General features: G+C 70.9%; 18 protein-coding genes and 1 other RNA gene. 10 read left to right on the top strand and 9 right to left on the bottom strand.

Translation table 11 applies throughout. From position 1 onward, the window contains the following. Nucleotides 1–20: 20 nt before the first annotated feature. From tolA to G4G93_RS19780, 3 genes are all read left to right on the top strand, one after another. Nucleotides 21–1505 (top strand): cell envelope integrity protein TolA, encoded by a 1485-nt coding sequence (tolA, locus tag G4G93_RS19790; RefSeq protein ID WP_206289901.1) that lies wholly within the window; start codon nucleotides 21–23, stop codon nucleotides 1503–1505. Nucleotides 1506–1551: 46 nt separating this feature from the next. Then, the gene (gene tolB / locus G4G93_RS19785) at nucleotides 1552–2892 is read left to right on the top strand and encodes a Tol-Pal system beta propeller repeat protein TolB (protein ID WP_165086551.1); all 1341 of its coding nucleotides are present in this window, start codon (nucleotides 1552–1554) and stop codon (nucleotides 2890–2892) included. Between the two features lie 559 nt (nucleotides 2893–3451). Next, nucleotides 3452–4165, top strand: coding sequence for a Hint domain-containing protein (locus G4G93_RS19780; protein ID WP_312892132.1), 714 nt, complete (start codon nucleotides 3452–3454; stop codon nucleotides 4163–4165). Nucleotides 4166–4272: 107 nt separating this feature from the next. Here G4G93_RS19780 and G4G93_RS19775 read toward each other — a convergent pair whose 3' ends face one another. The 7 genes from G4G93_RS19775 to G4G93_RS36430 form a co-directional block, all read right to left on the bottom strand. Further along, nucleotides 4273–5784 carry a DegQ family serine endoprotease gene (locus tag G4G93_RS19775; protein ID WP_165086549.1) on the bottom strand — a complete coding sequence of 504 codons (1512 nt, stop codon included), beginning with the start codon at nucleotides 5782–5784 and terminating at the stop codon, nucleotides 4273–4275. A 144-nt stretch (nucleotides 5785–5928) separates the two neighbouring features. After that, nucleotides 5929–6123 carry a DUF2065 domain-containing protein gene (locus G4G93_RS19770; RefSeq protein WP_165086548.1) on the bottom strand — a complete coding sequence of 65 codons (195 nt, stop codon included), beginning with the start codon at nucleotides 6121–6123 and terminating at the stop codon, nucleotides 5929–5931. Nucleotides 6124–6323: 200 nt separating this feature from the next. Then, on the bottom strand, nucleotides 6324–7259 hold the full coding sequence (gene hflC / locus G4G93_RS19765; RefSeq protein ID WP_165086547.1) for a protease modulator HflC: 936 nt from the start codon (nucleotides 7257–7259) through the stop codon (nucleotides 6324–6326). After that, the gene (gene hflK / locus G4G93_RS19760; RefSeq protein WP_165086546.1) at nucleotides 7256–8473 is read right to left on the bottom strand and encodes an FtsH protease activity modulator HflK; all 1218 of its coding nucleotides are present in this window, start codon (nucleotides 8471–8473) and stop codon (nucleotides 7256–7258) included. Before hflK ends, hflC begins: the two co-directional genes overlap by 4 nt. A gap of 142 nt (nucleotides 8474–8615) precedes the next feature. Continuing rightward, nucleotides 8616–9203: a dihydrofolate reductase gene (locus tag G4G93_RS19755; RefSeq protein WP_165086545.1), complete on the bottom strand. Its 588-nt coding sequence runs from the start codon at nucleotides 9201–9203 to the stop codon at nucleotides 8616–8618. A gap of 2 nt (nucleotides 9204–9205) precedes the next feature. After that, entirely contained in the window at nucleotides 9206–10000 is a 795-nt protein-coding gene (locus G4G93_RS19750) for a thymidylate synthase (RefSeq protein ID WP_165086544.1), read from the bottom strand. A 155-nt stretch (nucleotides 10001–10155) separates the two neighbouring features. After that, nucleotides 10156–10935: a CPBP family intramembrane glutamic endopeptidase gene (locus G4G93_RS36430; protein WP_165086543.1), complete on the bottom strand. Its 780-nt coding sequence runs from the start codon at nucleotides 10933–10935 to the stop codon at nucleotides 10156–10158. A 15-nt stretch (nucleotides 10936–10950) separates the two neighbouring features. Here G4G93_RS36430 and ssrA point away from each other — a divergent pair. Beyond that, nucleotides 10951–11315, top strand: a transfer-messenger RNA (tmRNA) gene (ssrA, locus tag G4G93_RS19740). Nucleotides 11316–11359: 44 nt separating this feature from the next. Then, nucleotides 11360–12031 (top strand): SspB family protein, encoded by a 672-nt coding sequence (locus G4G93_RS19735; protein ID WP_165086542.1) that lies wholly within the window; start codon nucleotides 11360–11362, stop codon nucleotides 12029–12031. 247 nt (nucleotides 12032–12278) lie between these two features. Here the strand turns inward: G4G93_RS19735 and G4G93_RS19730 are convergent, their stop codons facing one another. Continuing rightward, nucleotides 12279–13670 carry a cytochrome P450 gene (locus G4G93_RS19730; protein ID WP_165086541.1) on the bottom strand — a complete coding sequence of 464 codons (1392 nt, stop codon included), beginning with the start codon at nucleotides 13668–13670 and terminating at the stop codon, nucleotides 12279–12281. 120 nt (nucleotides 13671–13790) lie between these two features. Between G4G93_RS19730 and fumC the strand changes: the two genes are divergently transcribed. The 3 genes from fumC (at nucleotide 13791) to G4G93_RS19715 (ending at nucleotide 15745) form a co-directional block, all read left to right on the top strand. Then, complete coding sequence (gene fumC, locus G4G93_RS19725) at nucleotides 13791–15200, top strand: class II fumarate hydratase (protein WP_165086540.1); 1410 nt, start codon at nucleotides 13791–13793, stop codon at nucleotides 15198–15200. 78 nt (nucleotides 15201–15278) lie between these two features. Then, on the top strand, nucleotides 15279–15470 hold the full coding sequence (locus tag G4G93_RS19720) for a DUF4169 family protein (protein WP_165086539.1): 192 nt from the start codon (nucleotides 15279–15281) through the stop codon (nucleotides 15468–15470). After that, nucleotides 15467–15745 carry a ribbon-helix-helix domain-containing protein gene (locus G4G93_RS19715; protein WP_312892130.1) on the top strand — a complete coding sequence of 93 codons (279 nt, stop codon included), beginning with the start codon at nucleotides 15467–15469 and terminating at the stop codon, nucleotides 15743–15745. Before G4G93_RS19720 ends, G4G93_RS19715 begins: the two co-directional genes overlap by 4 nt. A 210-nt stretch (nucleotides 15746–15955) precedes the next feature. Here the strand turns inward: G4G93_RS19715 and G4G93_RS19710 are convergent, their stop codons facing one another. Then, on the bottom strand, nucleotides 15956–16777 hold the full coding sequence (locus G4G93_RS19710) for a folate-binding protein YgfZ (RefSeq protein WP_165086538.1): 822 nt from the start codon (nucleotides 16775–16777) through the stop codon (nucleotides 15956–15958). A gap of 108 nt (nucleotides 16778–16885) precedes the next feature. Here G4G93_RS19710 and G4G93_RS19705 point away from each other — a divergent pair, with 108 nt between their 5' ends. Next, on the top strand, nucleotides 16886–18226 hold the full coding sequence (locus G4G93_RS19705; protein ID WP_165086537.1) for a dihydroorotase: 1341 nt from the start codon (nucleotides 16886–16888) through the stop codon (nucleotides 18224–18226). Between the two features lie 201 nt (nucleotides 18227–18427). Beyond that, nucleotides 18428–18847 carry a preprotein translocase subunit SecG gene (gene secG / locus G4G93_RS19700; RefSeq protein ID WP_165086536.1) on the top strand — a complete coding sequence of 140 codons (420 nt, stop codon included), beginning with the start codon at nucleotides 18428–18430 and terminating at the stop codon, nucleotides 18845–18847. The last annotated feature ends 109 nt before the right edge of the window (nucleotides 18848–18956 follow it).

The following is an 18956-nucleotide window of genomic DNA, read 5'->3' as shown; positions in this document are numbered from 1 at the left end:
CGGCCGGCGCGCACGTGGTGCTGATCGGGCTGGCGTTGTTCGCCGCCGCCTCGCACGTGCTGCCGCAGGCCGAGGAGGGCGTGCCGGTCGAGGTCATCACCGAGAACCAGTTTTCGGAACTGACCAAGGGCCAGCGCGACGGCGAGGCTCCGGCCAAGAGCCCGCGCGCCGACCGGGTCGCCGACAAGCAGCAGGAGAACGATCCCGGCGAGGCCAAGGCCAACGTGCCGACGCCGCCGACGCGCCCGCCCGACATCAAGGTCGCCAACGCCGAGGAGATGCCGGCGCCGCCCCTGCGCCCGGCCCTCGAGCAGCCCGAGCCCGCGCCGATGCCGCCGGCCCGGCCCGACGCCGCCAAGGCTGACGCCGCGAAGGCCGATGCCGAGAAGGCCGCTGCGGCCGCCGCCGCCGCGAAGGCCAAGGCGGAGGCGGAGGCGCGTGCCGAGGCCAAGGCGGAAGCCGAGCGCGAGGCCAAGGAAGCAGCGAAGGAAGCCGCCAAGGAAGCCGCCAAGGAAGCAGCCAAGGCGGCTGCCAGGGCCGCAGCCGAGAAGGCCGCCGTTGCCGCCGCGAAGGCGACCGCCGAGAAAGCTGCGGCCGAGAAGGCGGAAGCCGAGGCGATCCGGCGCGAGGAACTGGCCGAGGCCAAGGCTGCGGCCGAGAAGGCCGCTGCCGAGAAAACCGCCGCGAAGGCACGCGCCGAGGCCAAGGCGCGTGCGGAGGCCGAGGCGAAGGCAAAGGCAGAAGCCAAGGCGGAAGCAGAGGCGGAAGCCAAGGCGGAAGCCGAGGCGAAGGCCAAGGCGGTCGCCGACGCCAGGGCCAAGGCCGAGGCGAAGGCGCGCGCCGAGGCCAAGGCCGAAGCCGAAGCGCGCAAAGCCGAGGCGGAAGCGAAGGCCCAGGCCGAAGCCGAGGCGAAGGCGCAAGCCAAGGCGGAGGCCGAAGCCAAGGCTCACGCCGCCGCGGAGGCCAAGGCGAAGGCTGAGGCGGCTGCGAAAGCCAAGGCCGTGGCCGAGGCGAAGGCCAAGGCGGCTGCCGAGGCCAAGGCCCGGCACCAGGCCGAGCTCGCCGCCAAGTTCAATTCCGGCTCGATCCGCGACATGCTGGCGGCGCACGGCCCGTCGCAATCGACCGGCGCCACCGGTCGCGAGGTGCAGCGCACCGCGGCTTTGGGGGCGGCCAGCGGCACGTCGCAGCGCCTCAACCCGAGCCAGCGCGACGCCCTGGTCGGGCTGCTGCAGCAGCAGATCGAGCGCTGCTACTCGGCGCCGCCCGGCGCCGCGCAGGGGATCGTGCTGCCGCAGCTCGACATCCGCCTGAACCCCGACGGCTCGCTCACCACCGATCCGCGCATCCTGCGCGCCGGCGGCAGCACGGTCGATCGCTCGATCGCCGAAGCCGCGGTGCGGGCGGTGCGGCGCTGCGCGCCCTTCCGCATCCCGTCCCAGTTCGCCCCGTTCTACAACGACTGGCGGATCATCAACGCGGAGTTCGAGCTGCCGCGGGCTTGAAACAGCCCCCGGCCGCCTGCCTCACCCCACGATGGACGACCTCTCCATGCATTCCCCCTCGCGATTGCGTTCCGCGCTCGCCGCGTTCCTGTGGTTGTGCCTCGCCGCCGGCTTGGTCTCGGGGCTGACATCGCCCGCGCAGGCGCAGCTCAACCTGCGCATCGGCCCCGGCGGCGCCTTCCAGCCGATGCCGATCGCCATCGCCGACTTCTCGGGCGATCCGAGCCTCGGCCCGACCCTGTCGGGCATCGTGACCAGCAACCTGAAGCGCTCGGGCTACTTCACGCCGGTCGAGAAGGCCCGCTTCCCCGAGAACCCGAACTTCGACGCGGCCCCGAATTTCTCCGCCTGGAAGGATACCGGGGTGCAGGGCCTGGTCACCGGCCGGGTCACTCGCGACGGATCGGGCCGGCTGAAGGCCGAGTTCCGGCTCTGGGACGTGCTCTCCGGCCAGCAGATGATCGGTCAGCAATATGCCGGCGACGGCGCCAATGCGCGCCGGATGGGCCACCTGATCTCGGACGCGGTCTACACCAACATCACTGGCATCGGCGGCTTCTTCGACACCCGCGTCGCCTTCGTCGACGAATCCGGCTCGAAGGAGCACCGCCGCAAGCGCCTCGCCATCATGGACCAGGACGGCGCCAACGTGCGCTACCTCACCAGCGGCGAGGCCTCGGTGGTGGCGCCGCGCTACTCGCCCTCGACGCAGGACATCACCTACATGGCGCAGGTCACCGGCCAGCAGCCGCGGGTGCAGGTGATCAACCTGTCGACCGGTGCCCGGCAGGTGATCCCGACCAATGCCGAGATGAGCACCAGCCCGCGCTTCTCGCCGGACGGGCGCCGCCTGGTGATGAGCGACCAGGACGGCGGCAATGCCAGCATCTACGTGATGGACCTCGCCTCCAAGGCCCAGACCCGGATCACCAACGCCAACGCCATCGACACCTCGCCGTCCTTCTCGCCGGACGGGCGCGAGATCGTGTTCGAATCCGATCGCGGCGGCCAGCAGCAGGTCTACGTCATGGGCGCCGACGGCTCGAACCCGCGCCGCCTGACCTTCGGCGACGGCTCGGCCTCGCAGCCGGCCTGGTCGCCGCGGGGCGACTACATCGCCTTCACCCGCCAGCGGAAGGGCTCCTTCGCGATCTGCATCATGAAGCCCGACGGCACCGGCGAGCGGGTGCTGACCGAGGGCTTCCACAACGAGGGCCCGACCTGGGCGCCGAACGGCCAGTACGTGATGTTCTTCCGCGATCCCGGCGGCCAGGCCGGCGGCAAGCTCTACATGGTCGACATCACCGGCAAGGTCGAGCAACCCGTTCCGACCCCGTCCTATGCGTCCGACCCGACCTGGTCGCCGCTGATCGACGCGCAGAAGTGAGGCGTGATGCCAACGGTCGTTGAAAACGACCGTTGGTTCCATTCTTGAGTTCTCGCCGGGTCTTCATCTTGGCATCGAAAACTTGAGACGGATCAACGTCGATACGCCGGCATCTCAGGTCGTAGGTCCGCTTGGCGGACTATCATTCCCAGCCTGATCTAGTCTTGTCACGTCTCTCCTGTTGCCGAATCGCCCTAGACGAAAGCGCCCGCTTTCGGCGATCTGATGCGAACGGAGGGGGGGATTTTTCATGCCTAACATCAACGTTGGCTTCAGTTATAAGAATCCAGACTTCACGCCGATCGCTCAAGGAAATTTCGTCCTGGACGATCAGACCGGCGTCATCAGCGGTGTCAGCGGGACGATCGACGGCCAGTCGATCCTCGGATTGTCGACGTTTCGGGGTGCGGAAAATCGACTTTACCTGGAGCCGTACTTCGCGCGAGGACTGACCGTCGTCTCGGACTGGAGTGCGACTCCGAACGGGGTCTCCTTCACTGCCGGCGCCGCGCAATACAATCTCAGCGGGACGGGGCGCGGATTCGGTGTCCAGGGGCAGGTGGGCGATACGCTCTATGCCAGTGACGGGACGGCGCGAACGGTCGACTTCTACACCGATTCCGTGACGACGACTCAGCCGGTCTGTTTCGCCGACGGGACCTGCATCCGCACGGAGCGGGGCGACGTCGCCGTCGAGGACCTGCGGATCGGGGATCTGGCGGTCACCGCCTCGGGCGCCCTGCGGCGGATCACCTGGATCGGTCATCGCCGCCTCGCCGCGGGAGACCGTTCTCTTCCCCACGACCAGCAGCCGATCCGCATCCGCCGGAACGCCTTCGGCCCCGGTCTGCCCGCCCGCGACCTGCGCCTGTCGCCCGGCCATCCGGTTCTGGTCGAGGCGGGAGCGGACGGGGAGGGCGGCCATCTCGTGCCGATCATGTGCCTGATCAACGGCACCGGCATCGCCCGCGAGCCGGCGGCGTCGGTCACCTACTGGCACGTCGAGCTCGACGCCCACGACATCCTACTCGCCGAGGGCCTGCCCGCCGAGAGCTACCTCGACTGGGGCGACCGGCCGTTCTTCACCGAAGGCTCCGACCACGCCCTGCACAACCCCGATTTCGTCGTGCCGGGTCTCACCGCCCGCTGCCGGCCGGTGGCCGTGGACGGGCCGGTGGTCGAGGCCGAGCGGGCGCGCCTAGCGGCGTTGTTCCAGGCCGAACTGACCGCTCACTGCGCCTGGGACGGACATCTCGGCATGGCCGCCGCATGACCATGGCCGCCGCTTAAAATAGACACGGCTCCCGGAAACGAGTTCCGGGAGCCGTGTCACCGATGGGACGCGTGGGACCGGGCCAGGGCCCGTCCCACGCGGATGCGCTACTCCAGGCTCAGCGCCACGAACCGCACCTCGCCCTCCTTGTTGGCGACGAGGAGCAGGGCCGACTTGCGACCGTCCTTCTTGATCTGGTCGATGCGGCGGGTGACGTCGGCCGGCGAATTCACCGCCTCCTGGCCCACCTCGACGATCACGTCGCCGGGTTGGATGCGCTTGTCGGCGGCATTGGAGTTGGGGTCGACCCGCGTGACCAGCACGCCCTTGACGCTGTCCTTCACCCCGAAGCGCTTGCGCGACTCGTCGGAGAGGCCCGAGAGGTTGAGGCCGAGCGCCTGACGGGTGACGTCGGCCTCCGGCTGCGGCCGGTTGAGGGCCGCCTGCTGCTGCGGCTTGTCGCTGTCCTCGAGGCGCCCGAGGGTGACCTGCTTGGTCTGCTCCTGGCCCTTGCGGATCGTGGTGACGTCCACGACCTTGCCGACCGGGGTCGAGGCGACGATGCGCGGCAGGTCGCTCGAGCTCTTGACCTCGACGCCGTTGAACTTGGTGATCACGTCGCCGACCTCGAGGCCGGCGGTCCGGGCCGGGCCCTTGTCGTCGACGCCGGCGATCAGCGCGCCGCGGCCGCCACCCTTGAGGCCGAGGGCTTCCGCCGTGGTGTCGTCGACGTTCTGGATCCGCACGCCGAGCCAGCCGCGACGCACCTCGCCGAACTGGCGCAGCTGGTCGATCACCGGGCCGGCGGTGGCGGTGGGGACGGCAAACCCGATACCGACCGAGCCGCCGGTCGGCGACAGGATCGCCGTGTTGATGCCGATCACCTCGCCGTTCATGTTGAACAGCGGACCGCCCGAATTGCCCTTGTTGATGGCCGCGTCGGTCTGGATGTAATTGTCGTAGGGGCCGGACTCGATGTTGCGGCCCCGGGCCGAGACGATGCCGGCCGAGACCGAGCCGCCGAGGCCGAACGGGTTGCCGATCGCGATCACCCAGTCGCCCGGCCGCATCTTCTCGGAATCGCCGAGCGGCACCGCCTTCAGCGGCCGGTCCGGATCGGGCTTCACCCGCAGCACCGCGAGATCGATCTTCGAATCCTTGCCGATGATCTCGGCCTTCAGCTTGCGGCCGTCGTGCAGGATCACCTGGATGTCGTTGGCGTCGCCGATGACGTGGTTGTTGGTGACCACGATGCCCGACGAATCGATGATGAAGCCGGAGCCGAGCGAGTTCGAGCGGCGCGGCGCCCGCGGCGCGCTCTCGGCTCCGCCGCCGCCCTGGCCGCGGCGGTTGAAAAATTCTTCGAACAGATCCTCGAACGGGGTGCCCGGCGGCAGCTGCGGCAGTGTGCGGCTGCGCGCCTCCACGGTGGTGGAGGCCGAGATGTTCACCACCGCATCCGTCACCTGATCGGCGAGGTCGGCCAGCGATTCGGGCCCCTTGGCCAGGGCGACGCTCGGCAGGGCCGCGGTGCCGACGGAGAGCGCGAGCAGCGCTCCCGCGAGGGCGGGCAGGCGCCGTCTCGCGAAGGCGGGGTTACGGCGCGAGGAAGCGGCCATCGTGTGAACCTCGTACGGCAGGGGCGTCTTTAAGCAAGGTGACCGGGCGGGCGGGAGCGAGAGCTGCCGCGGCGCCCGGACAGCCCCCCTAAGATCGTCTCCCGGCGGACCGGTTCAAGCCCCAGGAGAGTACGGGCCCGGGCGTCAGGCGAGGAGCAGGCGCACGACGCCGACGACGACGACGCCGGCCGCGGCCGAGAGGAGGCCGACGATGCGCATCCGCTCCATCGGGCTCTGCGCGGCCTCCTGCATCGCCCGGCGCATCGCCCCCGGGAAAGCGGCGCAGAGCAGACCCTCGATGGCCAGCGCGAGGCCGAGGGCGGCGACGAGATCCTTCACGGCCGCAAGCGGACGGTCATCGCCGCCATCCCTGTTCCCCCCTGCGGTCGCATCTTATTCGTCTCCGCGGCACCGGCCGGACAGCCTGTCCGCCGTCACAACAAGGCGCCCCGCCGGGGCGGGGCGCTCGGGTCTCGTCAATCTGGCGCGCGGGCCCCGTGCGGCCGGGCTCAACCCGGTCGCACGGGGCCCGGACGGGGCTACTGACCGGTCGCCGGCGCGGGTGCCGGCGCAACCGGGGCCGGGCGCGCCCGCCCTTGCGGATCGTTGAAGTAGCGGAAGAACTCCGAGCCGGGGCTGATCACCAGCCGCGTGTCGTTCCCGACCAGACCCTTCTCGTAGGCCTGCATCGAGCGGTAGAAGGCGAAGAAGTCCGGGTCCTGCCCGAAGGCGTCGGCGAGGATGCGGTTGCGGTCCGCCTCGCCCTGGCCGCGGAGCTGGTCGGCCTTCTGGTTCGCTTCCGCCAGGAGCACGGTCACGTCGCGGTCGGCCCTGGCCCGGATGGTGGCCGCCACCTGGGCGCCGTTGGCGCGCAGGTCCGCCGCCTCGCGCTCGCGCTCGGTCCGCATCCGCTGGTAGACCGCTTGCGAGTTCGCCGCCGGCAGGTCGACGCGGGTCAGGCGCAGGTCGACGATCTCGATGCCGAGATTCTTCGCCTGCCGGTTCACCTCCTCCTGGATGCGGTTCATCAGGCCCTCGCGCTGGGTGCGCACGATAGCGTCCCGCGAAGCGCTGGCGAGCACGTTGCGCATCGCCGCGTTGGTGAAGCTGGACAGGCGCTGGTTGGCGACCTGGATGTTGTTCACCGACTGGTAGAAGCGCAGCGGATCGACGATCTTGTAGCGGGCGAAGGCGTCGACCTCGAGGTTCTGGCGGTCGGCCGAGAGCACGGTCTGCACCGGCAGGTCGAGGTCGAGCAGGCGCTTGTCGAACAGCACCACGCTCTCGAAGAACGGCACCTTGAAGTAGAGGCCGGGCTTGTCGGTGCCGGCCTGGTTCAGCACGGTGCGCACGCGGCCGAACTGGAGGACCAGTGCCTGCTGGGTCTGGCTCACGGTGAAGGCCGAGGCGTAGATCAGCACCAGGACGAGGATGCCGAGGACGACGAGGCCGGTGCGAAGCGCGTTGCTATTCATCGCGCGCTCCCCTGGACCGGGTTGCCCGGACGGCCGGTATTGGCGAAGTCCTGCAGCGGCAGGACCGGGACCACGCCGGAAGCGGCCGCACCGGCGCCCCCGGCAGTGCCCTGGTCGATGATCACCTTGTTCACGCCGCCCAGAACCTTCTCCATGGTGTCGAGGAACATGCGCTCGCGGGAGACCGCGGGCGCCAGCTTGTAGGATTCGTAGACTTCGCGGAAGCGCTGGGCTTGGCCGGTCGCCTCGGCGGTGGCCTGGGACTTGAAGGCCTCGGCCTGCTGCAGCACCTGCGAGGACCGGCCGCGGGCCTCGGGCACCACGCGGCTGGCATAGGTCTCGGCCTCGTTGCGGGCGCGGGCCGCGTCCTGCTGGGCCGCGTTCACGTCGACGAAGGCCTGGCGCACCTCGGGGGGCGGGCTGACGCCCTGGAGCTGGACCACGTTGATCAGCACGCCGGCGCCGTAGGAGTCGAGCGCCTTCTGGATGATCTGCTGCACCTCCTGTGCCACGCTCGACTGCTCGGTGGTGAGGATCGCCTGGATCTGGCGCCGGCCCACCACCTCGCGCATGGCGCTCTCGGCGACCGACTTGATGGTGCCCTCGGGGTTCTGGAGGTTGAACACGAAGTCCTCGGCCTTGGCCGGGTTCACGCGCCACTGCACGTCGAAATCGATGTCGACGATGTTGTCGTCGCCGGTGAGCATCAGGCTCTCCTCGGGCACGTCCCGGGACCGCTGGGCGCCGACGCCCGAACGGTAGCCGATCTGGATGCTGCGCGACTCGCCGACATTCGGCTTCACCACCGCGCCGACCGGATAGGGGAAGTTCCAGCGCAGGCCCTCGCCGGACTGGCCGGTATAGCGGCCGAACACCGTGTTGATGCCGACCTGGCTCGGCAGCACCGTGTACCAGCCGGTCATCAGCCACAGCACCAGCACGACCAGGACCGCCAGGGCCGCGCCCTTGGCGCCGACCGAGCCGCCGGGCATCAGGTTGCGCAGCCGGTCCTGGCTGCGGCGCAGCAGGTCCTCGAGGTCCGGCGGCTGGTTGCCGCCTCCCGAGCCGCCGCCGCCCCAGGGACCGCCCCCACCGCCGCCGGAGCCGCCGCCCCAGGGGCCGCCACCGCCGCCATTGCCGCCGCGGTTACCCCAGGGACCGCCCCCATTGCCGCCGCCACCGCCGCTGCCGCCGCTCTGATTGCTCCAAGGCATGCTCGCCCACGTCCTTTCCCGGCCGGCACGCCCCGCGCTGTCTCTCGCGTCCCGCGCGGCACTCGCATTGCACTGGCACTCGCTCCCTCAGCGATATCGGCTGAGCCCCACGCGAAAGCAACCTCCGGCCCGGACCCAATTCTCAAGGTTTCGGCCCAGCTGCGGGAGTTCCATCGCCGCACCCGGATTCCTGAGATGGTTTCCTCGTCTCAGACGTGTCGCGCGGGAGCGATGAACGGCAGGGACGCACCAGCGTCACGAACCGGACATCGTGCTCGTCCTCGGGGCCGGCCGGCCGCGTCTCGGAGGCGACCTCGCGGAAATCGGGCGGGATCGCGGGGAAGCGCGCATCGCCCTCGGGCGAGGCCATGACCTCGGTCAGCTGGATCCGGTCGGCATGCGGCAGCGCCAGCGCGTAGATCTCGGCGCCGCCCGCCACCATCACCTCCTCGGCGTCGCCGGCGAGCCGCATCGCGTCGTCCCAGCCGGCCGCCCGCTCGGTGCCGGGGGCGGACCAGGCGGCGTCGCGGGTCATGACGATCACCCGCCGCCCCGGCAGCGGCCGGCCGATCGAGTCCCAGGTCTTGCGCCCCATCACCACCGGCTTGCCCATGGTGAGGGCGCGAAAGCGCCGCAGGTCGCCGCGCAGGCGCCAGATCAGCGCGTTGTCGCGGCCGATGACGCCGTTCTGCGCCACTGCGACGATCAGGGTGACGAGGGGCGAGCTCATCCCTACACCGCCACCGGTGCCCGGATCGCCGGATGCGGGTCGTAGCCCTCGATGGCGATGTCGTCGTAGCGGAACTCGAACAGCGAGCGCACGGAAGGGTCGAGGCGCAGGCGCGGCAGCGGGCGGATGTCGCGGGCGAGCTGCTCGCGGGCCTGATGGATGTGGTTGGAATAGAGGTGCGCGTCGCCGAGCGTGTGGACGAAGTCGCCGGGGACGAGGTCGAGCACCTGCGCCATCATGTGGGTGAGGAGCGCGTAGGAGGCGATGTTGAACGGCACGCCCAGGAAGACGTCGGCCGAGCGCTGGTAGAGCTGGAGCGAGAGCCGCCCGTCGGCGACGTAGAACTGGAACAGGCAGTGGCAGGGGGCGAGCGCCATGCGGTCGAGGTCGGCCGGGTTCCAGGCCGAGACGACGAGGCGGCGCGAATCGGGGTTCCGGCGGATCTCGTCGAGCACCCAGGCGATCTGGTCGACGCTGCCGCCGTCGGGCTTGGCCCAGGAGCGCCATTGCCGGCCGTAGACGGGGCCGAGGTCGCCGTGCTCGTCGGCCCATTCGTCCCAGATCGTCACGCCGTTCGCCTGCAGGTAGGCGACGTTGGTGTCCCCGGCGAGGAACCACAGGAGCTCGTGGATGATCGACTTCAGGTGCAGCCGCTTCGTCGTCACGAGGGGGAAGCCCTCCGCGAGGTCGAACCGCATCTGGTGGCCGAAGACCGACAGGGTGCCGGTGCCGGTGCGGTCGTGCTTCTCGACCCCGTCGTCGAGGATGCGCTGCAGGAGGGCGTGGTAGGGGCGCATGGCGGACATCCTCCGCGTGAACAGGGCGTGCGGGCGCCGCGCGGCGTCCGGTCGGCCTCGTTATGTCGATGCCCGGGTGGAGAAAGGGTTCCCACCGGGACGGCCGCCCACGATAGCGCGTCCCCGGCGCCGGGGAGAGCGCCGGCGCGGAGGAATCAGACGGTACTCCACACCCGCGCCAGCACCACGGCGCCGTTGCTCGCGGCGTGAAGCGCGATGCAGGGCCACAGGCTGCCGCTCCACAGCCGCATCGCGCCGAGCGCCACCCCGAGCGGCAGGACCGAGACCGGCTGCAGCAGCCCGTTCTCGGCGTGGCAGAGCGCGAAGACCGCCGCGCTGACCGCGACCGTGGCAGCCGGGGCGAGGTGCCGGCGCAGCCGCCCGAACAGGTCGCCGCGAAACAGCATCTCCTCGGCGAGCGGCGCCAGCACCACCAGCCACAGGATCCAGGTCCACAGCACCCCGCCGGTGAGAAGCGGCGACAGGCGCCAGGTGCGGGTCGGAATCTGGCCGGTGAGCAGCAGGAGCCCGGCGGTGCCGGCGACCTGGAGCGGCGGCCAGAGCAGGAGCAGCAAGACGGCGCGCCGGGGCAGGGCCGGCGAGGCGAAGCCGAGGGGCTTGCCGGGTCGCCGCCGGGCCGCCAGGACCAGGAGCGCGAGGGCGGCGTGCGGCAGGACCGTCAGGGCCAGCGCCGCCCGCTCGCGACCGCTCAGGGACGCGAAGGGCCAGGACGCGAAGGGCAGGGGTGCGACGGGCATGAGGCCCGGCGGCAGGGCGGGGAGCCGGCTCGCGGCGGCGACCGCGCCGAAGACCAGCCCGAACGCCGCCACCTGCAGCCCCAGCGCCCGCAGGATCGCGGCGGCGATGCCGAGCCAGGGACGGGGTTCGGAGCCCCCGGATCCGGGCTTCCGCGCAACGGTTCGCGAAACGGACACAGAATGGCGCGGGGCGGGCTTCAAAAGCGGCACGGGACCCTCTATATTCGCCTTGCCGGTCGCGAGGCCGGCTATGGCGATAAACGTTCTTCGGAATAAACCTATCGGACCCGGGGGCGGTACCCGGCGCCTCCACCCAAGCCCGGAACGGCCCGTTCGGTTCGGGCTTCGGCGGGGGCGAAATAGGATCGACGAGGGCGTAAAGGTAGAGCTTTCGCTCGGCATGGTTCCGCCGTTATCGGGCCAATGCAATAGTTGCCAACGACAACTTTGCTCCGGTGGCGGTGGCCGCGTAAGCGGTCCCCAAGACCAAACGAAGTCCTAGCGGGTAGCACCGCATAGGCGGGGTTCGGAGGCACCTGGCAACAGAAGCCTCCACTCGAATTCCCACTCCCGCGAGCGATGCGGCGCCAGGCAACGGTTGATGGCAGACGATCTGATTCGCTACGATCTCCTGGTGCAGGATGCCCTGCGCAACGTCGTGCGCAAGGTCCTGGGCGATGCGGCGCGCGACGGCCTGGCCGGCGAGCACCACTTCTACGTCTCGTTCCGGACCGACTATCCCGGCGTGCGGATCTCGCAGCGCCTGCGCGAGAAATACCCGCAGGACATGACGATCGTCCTGCAGCACCAGTTCTGGGATCTCGGCGTCACCGAGCACACCTTCGAGGTCGGCCTGTCCTTCTCCGGCGTGCCGGAGCGGCTGCTGGTGCCGTTCGAGGCGGTGACCGGCTTCTTCGACCCTTCGGTGCAGTTCGGCCTCAAGTTCGAGCTGAACGACGGCACGGCGACCACCGAGGACGCGGCGCCGGCCGGTACGACCCCCTTGCGGGCGATCCGCGGCGCCGGCTCGGAGCCGAGCGAGGCCCTGCCGAAGGTGCCCGCCCTCGGCAGCAACCTGCCGAAGATCGTCCCCGCCGCCAAGGCCGAAGCGAAGCCGCACGGCAAGGACCAAGGCAAGGACACCGCCAAGGACGCCTCCGCCAAGGACGAGGCGGGTGCCGAGGCGAAGACCGACGAGGCCGCCGAGCGCAATGACGTTCCGCAGGAAGGCGCCTCGGTGGTCAGCCTGGACGCGTTCCGCAAGAAGAGCTGAACGCGGCGCGAAAGCGTCCTATCGGCCGACGGCGCGAGTCTGCCGATCCTCGACCGTCATCCCCTCCCTGTCGTCCCGGGGCTCGCCGCAGGCGAGGGCCCGGGATCCATGATTACGGCCGACCTGCCCGGATGAGGCGAACGGCGTTCCGGCCTCGCCCGCCGCTGTCGGCGGTCTGGACCCAGGATGCCGCCGCGCGACCCCGTTGCGACGTGGAGGTCGTGCGTTCCGGTCGGCGCAAGGCGTCTCACCCCCGCGCCGTCACCCGCATCCGCAACCCGTCCTTCGGCCGCAGCGTCACCCGGTGCAGCGGCACCACCGGTCCGGCCTCCGGCGACCGGTCGAGGCGCACCGCGTGGAGCACGTGGGCGAGCACCAGGGTCGCCTCCATCACGGAAAAGCTCGCCCCGATGCAGACCCGCGGGCCGGCCCCGAACGGTAGGTAGGCGTAGCGGTCGATCCGGGCGCGGTTCTCCGGCAGGAAGCGCTCGGGCAGGAAGGCGTCGGGCTCGTCCCAGAGCCGGCGGTGGCGGTGCAGCACGTAAGGGGCCACCGTCACCAGCGAGCCGCGCGGGATCTTGATCCGGCCGATCCGGTCCTCGGCGAGCGCCTGCCGGCTCATGAACGGCACCGGCGGGAACAGGCGCATCGCCTCCTCCAGGGCCGCCTTGGTGTGGGGCAGCGCGTCCATCCCCGGGGCCGGGCTCTCCGAGAAGGCCGCATCGACCTCCTCCTCCACGACCATGCGTGCCGCTCCGTCCTGGGACAGGCAGTAGAGCGTCCAGGTCAGCGCGTTGGCGGTGGTCTCGTGGCCGGCGCCGATGAAGGTGACGATGTTCGCCCGCACCTCGATGTCCGACAGGCCCCGGCCGGTCTCCGGGTCCTGCGCCTTGAGCAGCAGGGTCAGGAGGTCGTGCGGCGCCTGCGCCCCCGACGTGACCAGGACGCGGCGGCGCTCGATCAACTCGTCCACCACCTCGGCGAAGAAGCGGAGCGCCGGCCGCGCCTTGAGGCGGCCGATCCGCGGCAGCCAGTCCGGCATGCCGAACACGTCGAGGGGATCGATCGGCCCGAGCGCCTCGAAGTAGCGGGTGATGGCGCGCCCGAGCGCGTCGGGTTCGCGGGCCAGCCCGTGGGTGAAGATGGTTCGCTCCAGCACGTCGAGGGTGACGCGGGTCATCTCGAGGGCCGCGTCGACGCTCTGGCCGTCCCGGCGCTTCAGCCGGCGGGCGAGGCGGGCGGCCGCCTCCGACATCGACGCCTCGAAGCCGGCGACGTGGCGGGGCGAGAAGATCGGCGCGAGGGTGCGCCGTTGCAGGCGCCACTCGTCGCCCTCGGCGGTGAGCAGCCCGTTGCCGAGGCCCGGCGCCAGCACCCGGCGCTGGAGGTCGTCCTTGCGGTAATTGGCGGCGTTGTCGACCAGCACGTGGCGGATCGCCGCCGGCTCGCTCACCACCGTGATCCGGCCGAGCGCGCCCTCGCCGGTGACGATCGGCTGCTCGAAATGCTCCGCGTACCAGGTGGTCAGCGGGTTGGCGCGGGCGGCGCGCAGGAAGGCGAACAGCCCCATCGGCTCGGTCCGCGGGCGGGGCACGGTGGGACGAAAGGGGGCGGCCGGGGCCGCCGCGGGCGCAAGCATCCGGACTCCTTCGAGGAACGGGCGCGGTTCGGCGAGGGTGATTCGAGGTCCGTGAGGGCATCGCGCAATCGCCGCTCTTGGCTTAAGTAGGCGCCGTTTCGCACCGCCAAAGAGGCCAAGATGTCGCCGACCGAGAAAGCCACCCGCACGGAATCCGATACGTTCGGGCCGATCGAAGTCCCGGCTCACCGCTACTGGGGTGCCCAGACCCAGCGCTCGATCCAGAATTTCCGCATCGGCACCGAGCGGATGCCGGCGCCGCTCGTCCACGCGCTCGGGCTCGTCAAGCAGGCCGCGGCGCTCGTGAACCGAGACCTCGGCGTCCTGGATCCGAAGCTGGCGGACGCCATCGCGGCGTCGGCCGCCGAGGTAGTCGAGGGCCGGTACGACGACGAGTTCCCGCTGGTGGTCTGGCAGACCGGCTCCGGCACCCAGTCGAACATGAACGCCAACGAGGTCATCGGCAGCCTCGCCAACGAGCGCCTCGGCGGCCAGCGCGGCGGTAAGTCCCCGGTCCACCCGAACGACCACGTCAATCGCGGCCAGTCCTCGAACGACGTCTTCCCGACCGCGATGCACATCGCGGTGGCCCGCGAGATCAACGACCGGCTGATGCCGGCGCTCCGGCACCTGCACGGCGCCCTCGACGCCAAGGCGAAGGACTTCGCCGAGATCGTCAAGATCGGCCGCACCCACCTGCAGGACGCGACCCCGGTCACGCTCGGCCAGGAATTCTCCGGCTACGCCGCCCAGGTGGCGCTCGGCGGCGCCCGCGTCGGCGCGACGCTTCCCGGCGTGCTGGCCCTGGCGCAAGGCGGCACGGCGGTGGGCACCGGCCTCAACGCGCATCCCGAATTCGCCGACAAGTTCGCCGCCAAGGTGGCGGAGCTGACCGGGTTGCCCTTCACCTCGGCCGACAACAAGTTCGAGGCGCTGGCGACCCACGACGCCCTGGTCTTCACGCAGGGCGCGTTGAACGCGCTCGCGAGCGGCCTGTTCAAGATCGCCAACGACATCCGCCTGATGGGCTCGGGCCCGCGCTCCGGCCTCGGCGAGATCTCGCTGCCCGAGAACGAGCCCGGCTCCTCGATCATGCCCGGCAAGGTCAACCCGACCCAGGCCGAGGCGATGACGATGGTGTGCTGCCAGGTGGTCGGCAACGGCACCACCGTGTCGATGGCCGGCAGCCAGGGGCACCTGGAGCTCAACGTCTACAAGCCGGTGATCGCCAACGCGGTGCTGCAATCGGTGCGGCTCCTCGCCGACGCCGCGGTGAGCTTCGCCGACAATTGCGTCGTCGGCATCAAGCCGAACCGCGACCGCATCGCCGACCTGATGAGCCGCTCGCTGATGCTCGTCACGGCGCTCGCGCCCTCGATCGGCTACGACAAGGCCGCCGAGATCGCCAAGACCGCGCACAAGAACGGCACCACGCTGAAGCAGGAGGCCCTGCGCCTCGGCTACGTCACCGAGGCGCAGTTCGACGCGGTGGTGCGCCCGGAGGACATGCTGGCGCCGAGCGCCGAATAACTCCAAGCTGACGTGCCCCGCGCAGCGTATCGCCGCGCGGGGCGTTCTCATGATCGCGGGGGCGCGGAGGATCGGGTCATGGCCGAGATCATCAACCTGAAGCAGGTCCGCAAGGCCCGCGAGCGGGCCGCCAAGGAGGCTCAGGCGACCGAGAACCGAGTCGTCTTCGGCCGGCCGAAGGCGGCCAAGACCCGCGAGGAGGCCCGCAAGAGCCTGGAGGCCGCCCGGCACGAGGGCCACCGGCTGAAGACCCCCGACAGCGAGGCGTGAGCCTGAAGGACGGTCCACCCTCCGGCCCGCTGCCGGACGGTGGGCTCCTCAAGCGCTCCCTCGTCATCGCCGGGCACCGCACCAGCGTCTCCCTCGAGGCGGCGTTCTGGGAGGCGTTGCGCCGGCTCGCGGCCGCACGGGGGCTGTCGGTCCAGGCGCTGGTCGGGCGGATCGACGCGGACAGGGGCGAGCAGAACCTGTCCTCGGCGATCCGGGTGTACGTGCTGCGGGCGGTGTGGCCGGGGGAGGGGGCGGGCGAGCAGACGGAGTACTGACCTCGCGCGACGCTGTTCACACGCTCCGCGTCATTTCGGGATCGCGCAGCGGAGCCCTGAATCCAGACACTCAAGTCTATCAGAAAAACGGCAGTCAGGATTCATCCTGACCCTGATCCATCCGCGGTTCTGGATCCCGGGCTCCGCTGCGCGGGCCCGGGATGACGCGGAGAGGGTCGGGAACGGGATACGAAAACTCAGGTCGCGTTCTCACGCCGGCCAAGCAAACGTCGCGAAGCCCGGCTTCTCGACCTCCACCGCCCGCCCTCCGGCCCGCACAACCTCCCCCGCCGCCAGCGCCTCGCCGAGGCGGTCGATGCGCAAGCTCGCGAGCCCGCGCGACCCGGCCCCGCTGCCGGTCTGGCCGAGGCTGCGCTCGCCGGCCGTCACGGTCTCGCCCGCGGGGGCCGCCTCTCCGTCGCGATAGGCGAGGGGCACGATGCGGGTCCGGGCGGTGCCGCGATGCTGCATGCGCGACACCACCTCCTGGCCGATGTAGCAGCCCTTCTTGAAGTCGACCCCGCCGAGCTGGTCCATCAGGGCCTCGTGCGGGAAGGCGTCGCCGAACGCGAAGTCGGCGCCGCCCTCCGGCACGCCGAGGGCGATGCGGTGGGCGGCGTAAGCCTCCGCCTCGGCATCGGCCGCCGGAATCTCCGGGGCGTAGAGGCGCCGGCCGAGAGCGGCGAGGCGGCCGTCGCGCAGGGCAGAGGAGGGGGCGTCCTCGCCCCAGCCCGCCGCCACCGCGAGCGGCAGCGCCTCGACCGCCACCCGGGCCCGCAACTTGTAGAGCGTCAGGCGCTTGGCGAGATCCGGCGCTCGATCGCGGGCAACGTCGAGGCGGTAGCCGTCGGGGGCGCGGCTGACCAGGAAGTCGAACAGGATCTTGCCCTGTGGGGAGAGCAGCGCACCGAGCCGCGCTTCGCCCTCGGGCAGCGTCTCGACGTTGCAGGTCACGAGACCCTGGAGGAAGCTCGACGCATCGGGGCCGGTGACCGCCACGATGGCACGGTCCGGCAGGAGGGCAAGCGGCATCGGGGGTCCTTTGCTTGAACCGCGGGCAGGGCTGACATAAGCCGCCTGCGCCCGGCCCTCAATCGGGGCCTGCGCGAACACGGATTGCGGACGAGGGGACCCCCGACGATGAGCCAGAGCTTCGACCTCCTCCTGCGCGGCGGCACCGTGGTCAACCACGATGGCGAGGGACTGGCCGATATCGGCGTGACGGCCGGGCGCGTCGCCGCGATCGGCGACCTGTCGCAATCCTCCGCCGGCCGCACCCTCGATTGCCGCGGCCTCCACCTCCTGCCCGGGGTGATCGACAGCCAGGTGCATTTCCGCGAGCCGGGCCTCGACCACAAGGAGGACCTGGAGACCGGGTCGCGCGCCGCCGTGATGGGCGGTGTCACCACGGTGTTCGAGATGCCCAACACCGTGCCGCAGACGACGAGCCCCGACGCCCTCGACGACAAGCTGAAGCGCGCCCATCATCGGATGCATTGCGACTTCGCCTTCTGGGTCGGCGGCACGCACGAGAATGCCAAGGACGTGGCCGAGCTGGAGCGCATGCCGGGGGCGGCCGGCATCAAGGTGTTCATCGGATCCTCCACCGGCTCGCTCCTCGTCGAGGACGATGCCGGCATCACCGAGATCCTGAAGCGCACCCGCCGCCGCTCGGCCTTCCACGCCGAGGACGAGGCGATGCTGCGCGACCGCAAGGGCCTGCGGGTGCCGGGGGACCCGTCGTCGCACCCGGTCTGGCGCTCGCCGGAAGCGGCGCTGAAGGCCACCGAGCGCCTGGTGCGCATCGCCCGCGAGACGGGCGCCCGCATCCACATCCTGCACATCTCCACCAGGGAGGAGATGCGGTATCTGGCCGGGCACAAGGACGTCGCGACCTGCGAGCTGACGCCGCACCACCTGACGCTGGACGGCGACGAGGCCTATGCGCGCCTCGGCACGATCGTCCAGATGAACCCGCCGGTGCGCGACGTGAGCCATCGCGACGGGCTGTGGTGGGGCCTGTCGCAGGGCGTGGCCGACGTGCTCGGCTCCGACCACGCGCCGCACACGCTCGAGGAGAAGCGGAAGCCCTATCCCGAGTCGCCGTCCGGCATGACCGGCGTGCAGACCTTGGTGCCGGTGATGCTCGACCACGTCGCCGCGGGCCGGCTCTCGCTGCAACGCTTCGTCGACCTCACCAGCGCCGGCCCGAAGCGCATCTTCGGCATCGCCCGAAAGGGGCGCCTGGCAGTGGGCTACGACGCCGACGTGACCGTGGTCGACCTCAAGCGCCGCGAGACCATCACCAACGCCTGGATCGCGTCGAAATGCGGCTGGACGCCCCATGACGGCCGCCAGGTCACCGGCTGGCCGGTCGGCACGGTGGTGCGCGGCCGGGCGGTGATGTGGGAGGGAAGCCTCACCGAGCCGTCGCGGGGCGAGGCGGTGCGGTTCGAGGAGGGCTTCCCGGCGCGAGGGTGAGACGCCACGGCCGGGCGCGTGAACCCTCTCCCGCAGAGGGGGGGGAGGGTTCGGGCGCGGGCATTCCAAGGCTTCATCCTCCCCACCACCCTTGGCTCCGGCGCACTTCTCGTATAGGAGCGCCCGGAATTGGAGGTCCGGACGCGTCCGCGTGCCGGCCATTGCCACGTTGGCGGCCCTCGCGGCCGGCCCGGAAGCCCGATGCAGACCGTCCTGATCGTCGTCCACCTGATCATCGTCCTCGCCCTGATCGGCGTGGTGCTGCTGCAGCGCTCCGAGGGCGGCCTCGGCCTCGGCGGCGGGGGCGGCACGCAGGGCTTCATGACCGGCCGTGGCCAGGCCAACGCGCTGACCCGCGCCACCGCGATCCTGGCGGCCCTGTTCTTCACCACCAGCATGATCCTGGCGATCATGTCGCACCGGGGAGCGGGGCCACGCTCGATCTTCGACGGTGCCGGCAGCCGGGCCCCGGCGGGCCAGACCGGCGCCCCGCCGGCCGGCAACGTGCTGGACCAGCTGCGTCAGCAGCAGGGCGACGCACCGGCGGCGCAGACGCCGGCAGCTCCTGCTCCGGCGGCCCCCGCTGCACCGTCCGCCCCCGCGGCGCCCCAGTCCCGCTGATTCGTCCAAAGACCGGCGGCGCTTCCGCGCCGCCTTCCAGTTCCGAAAAAACCTGTGAATCCGGCCGGCCCCGCCGCCCGGACATGACCCCGTTGAGCTGGCGGCGTTT

The sequence above is a fragment of the Methylobacterium sp. DB0501 genome (assembly GCF_011043735.1).
GTDB classification, from domain to species: Bacteria; Pseudomonadota; Alphaproteobacteria; order Rhizobiales; family Beijerinckiaceae; genus Methylobacterium; species Methylobacterium alsaeris.
Note: the sequence above shows the minus strand (reverse complement) of the source record. Positions and strands in the feature narration are given on the sequence as shown.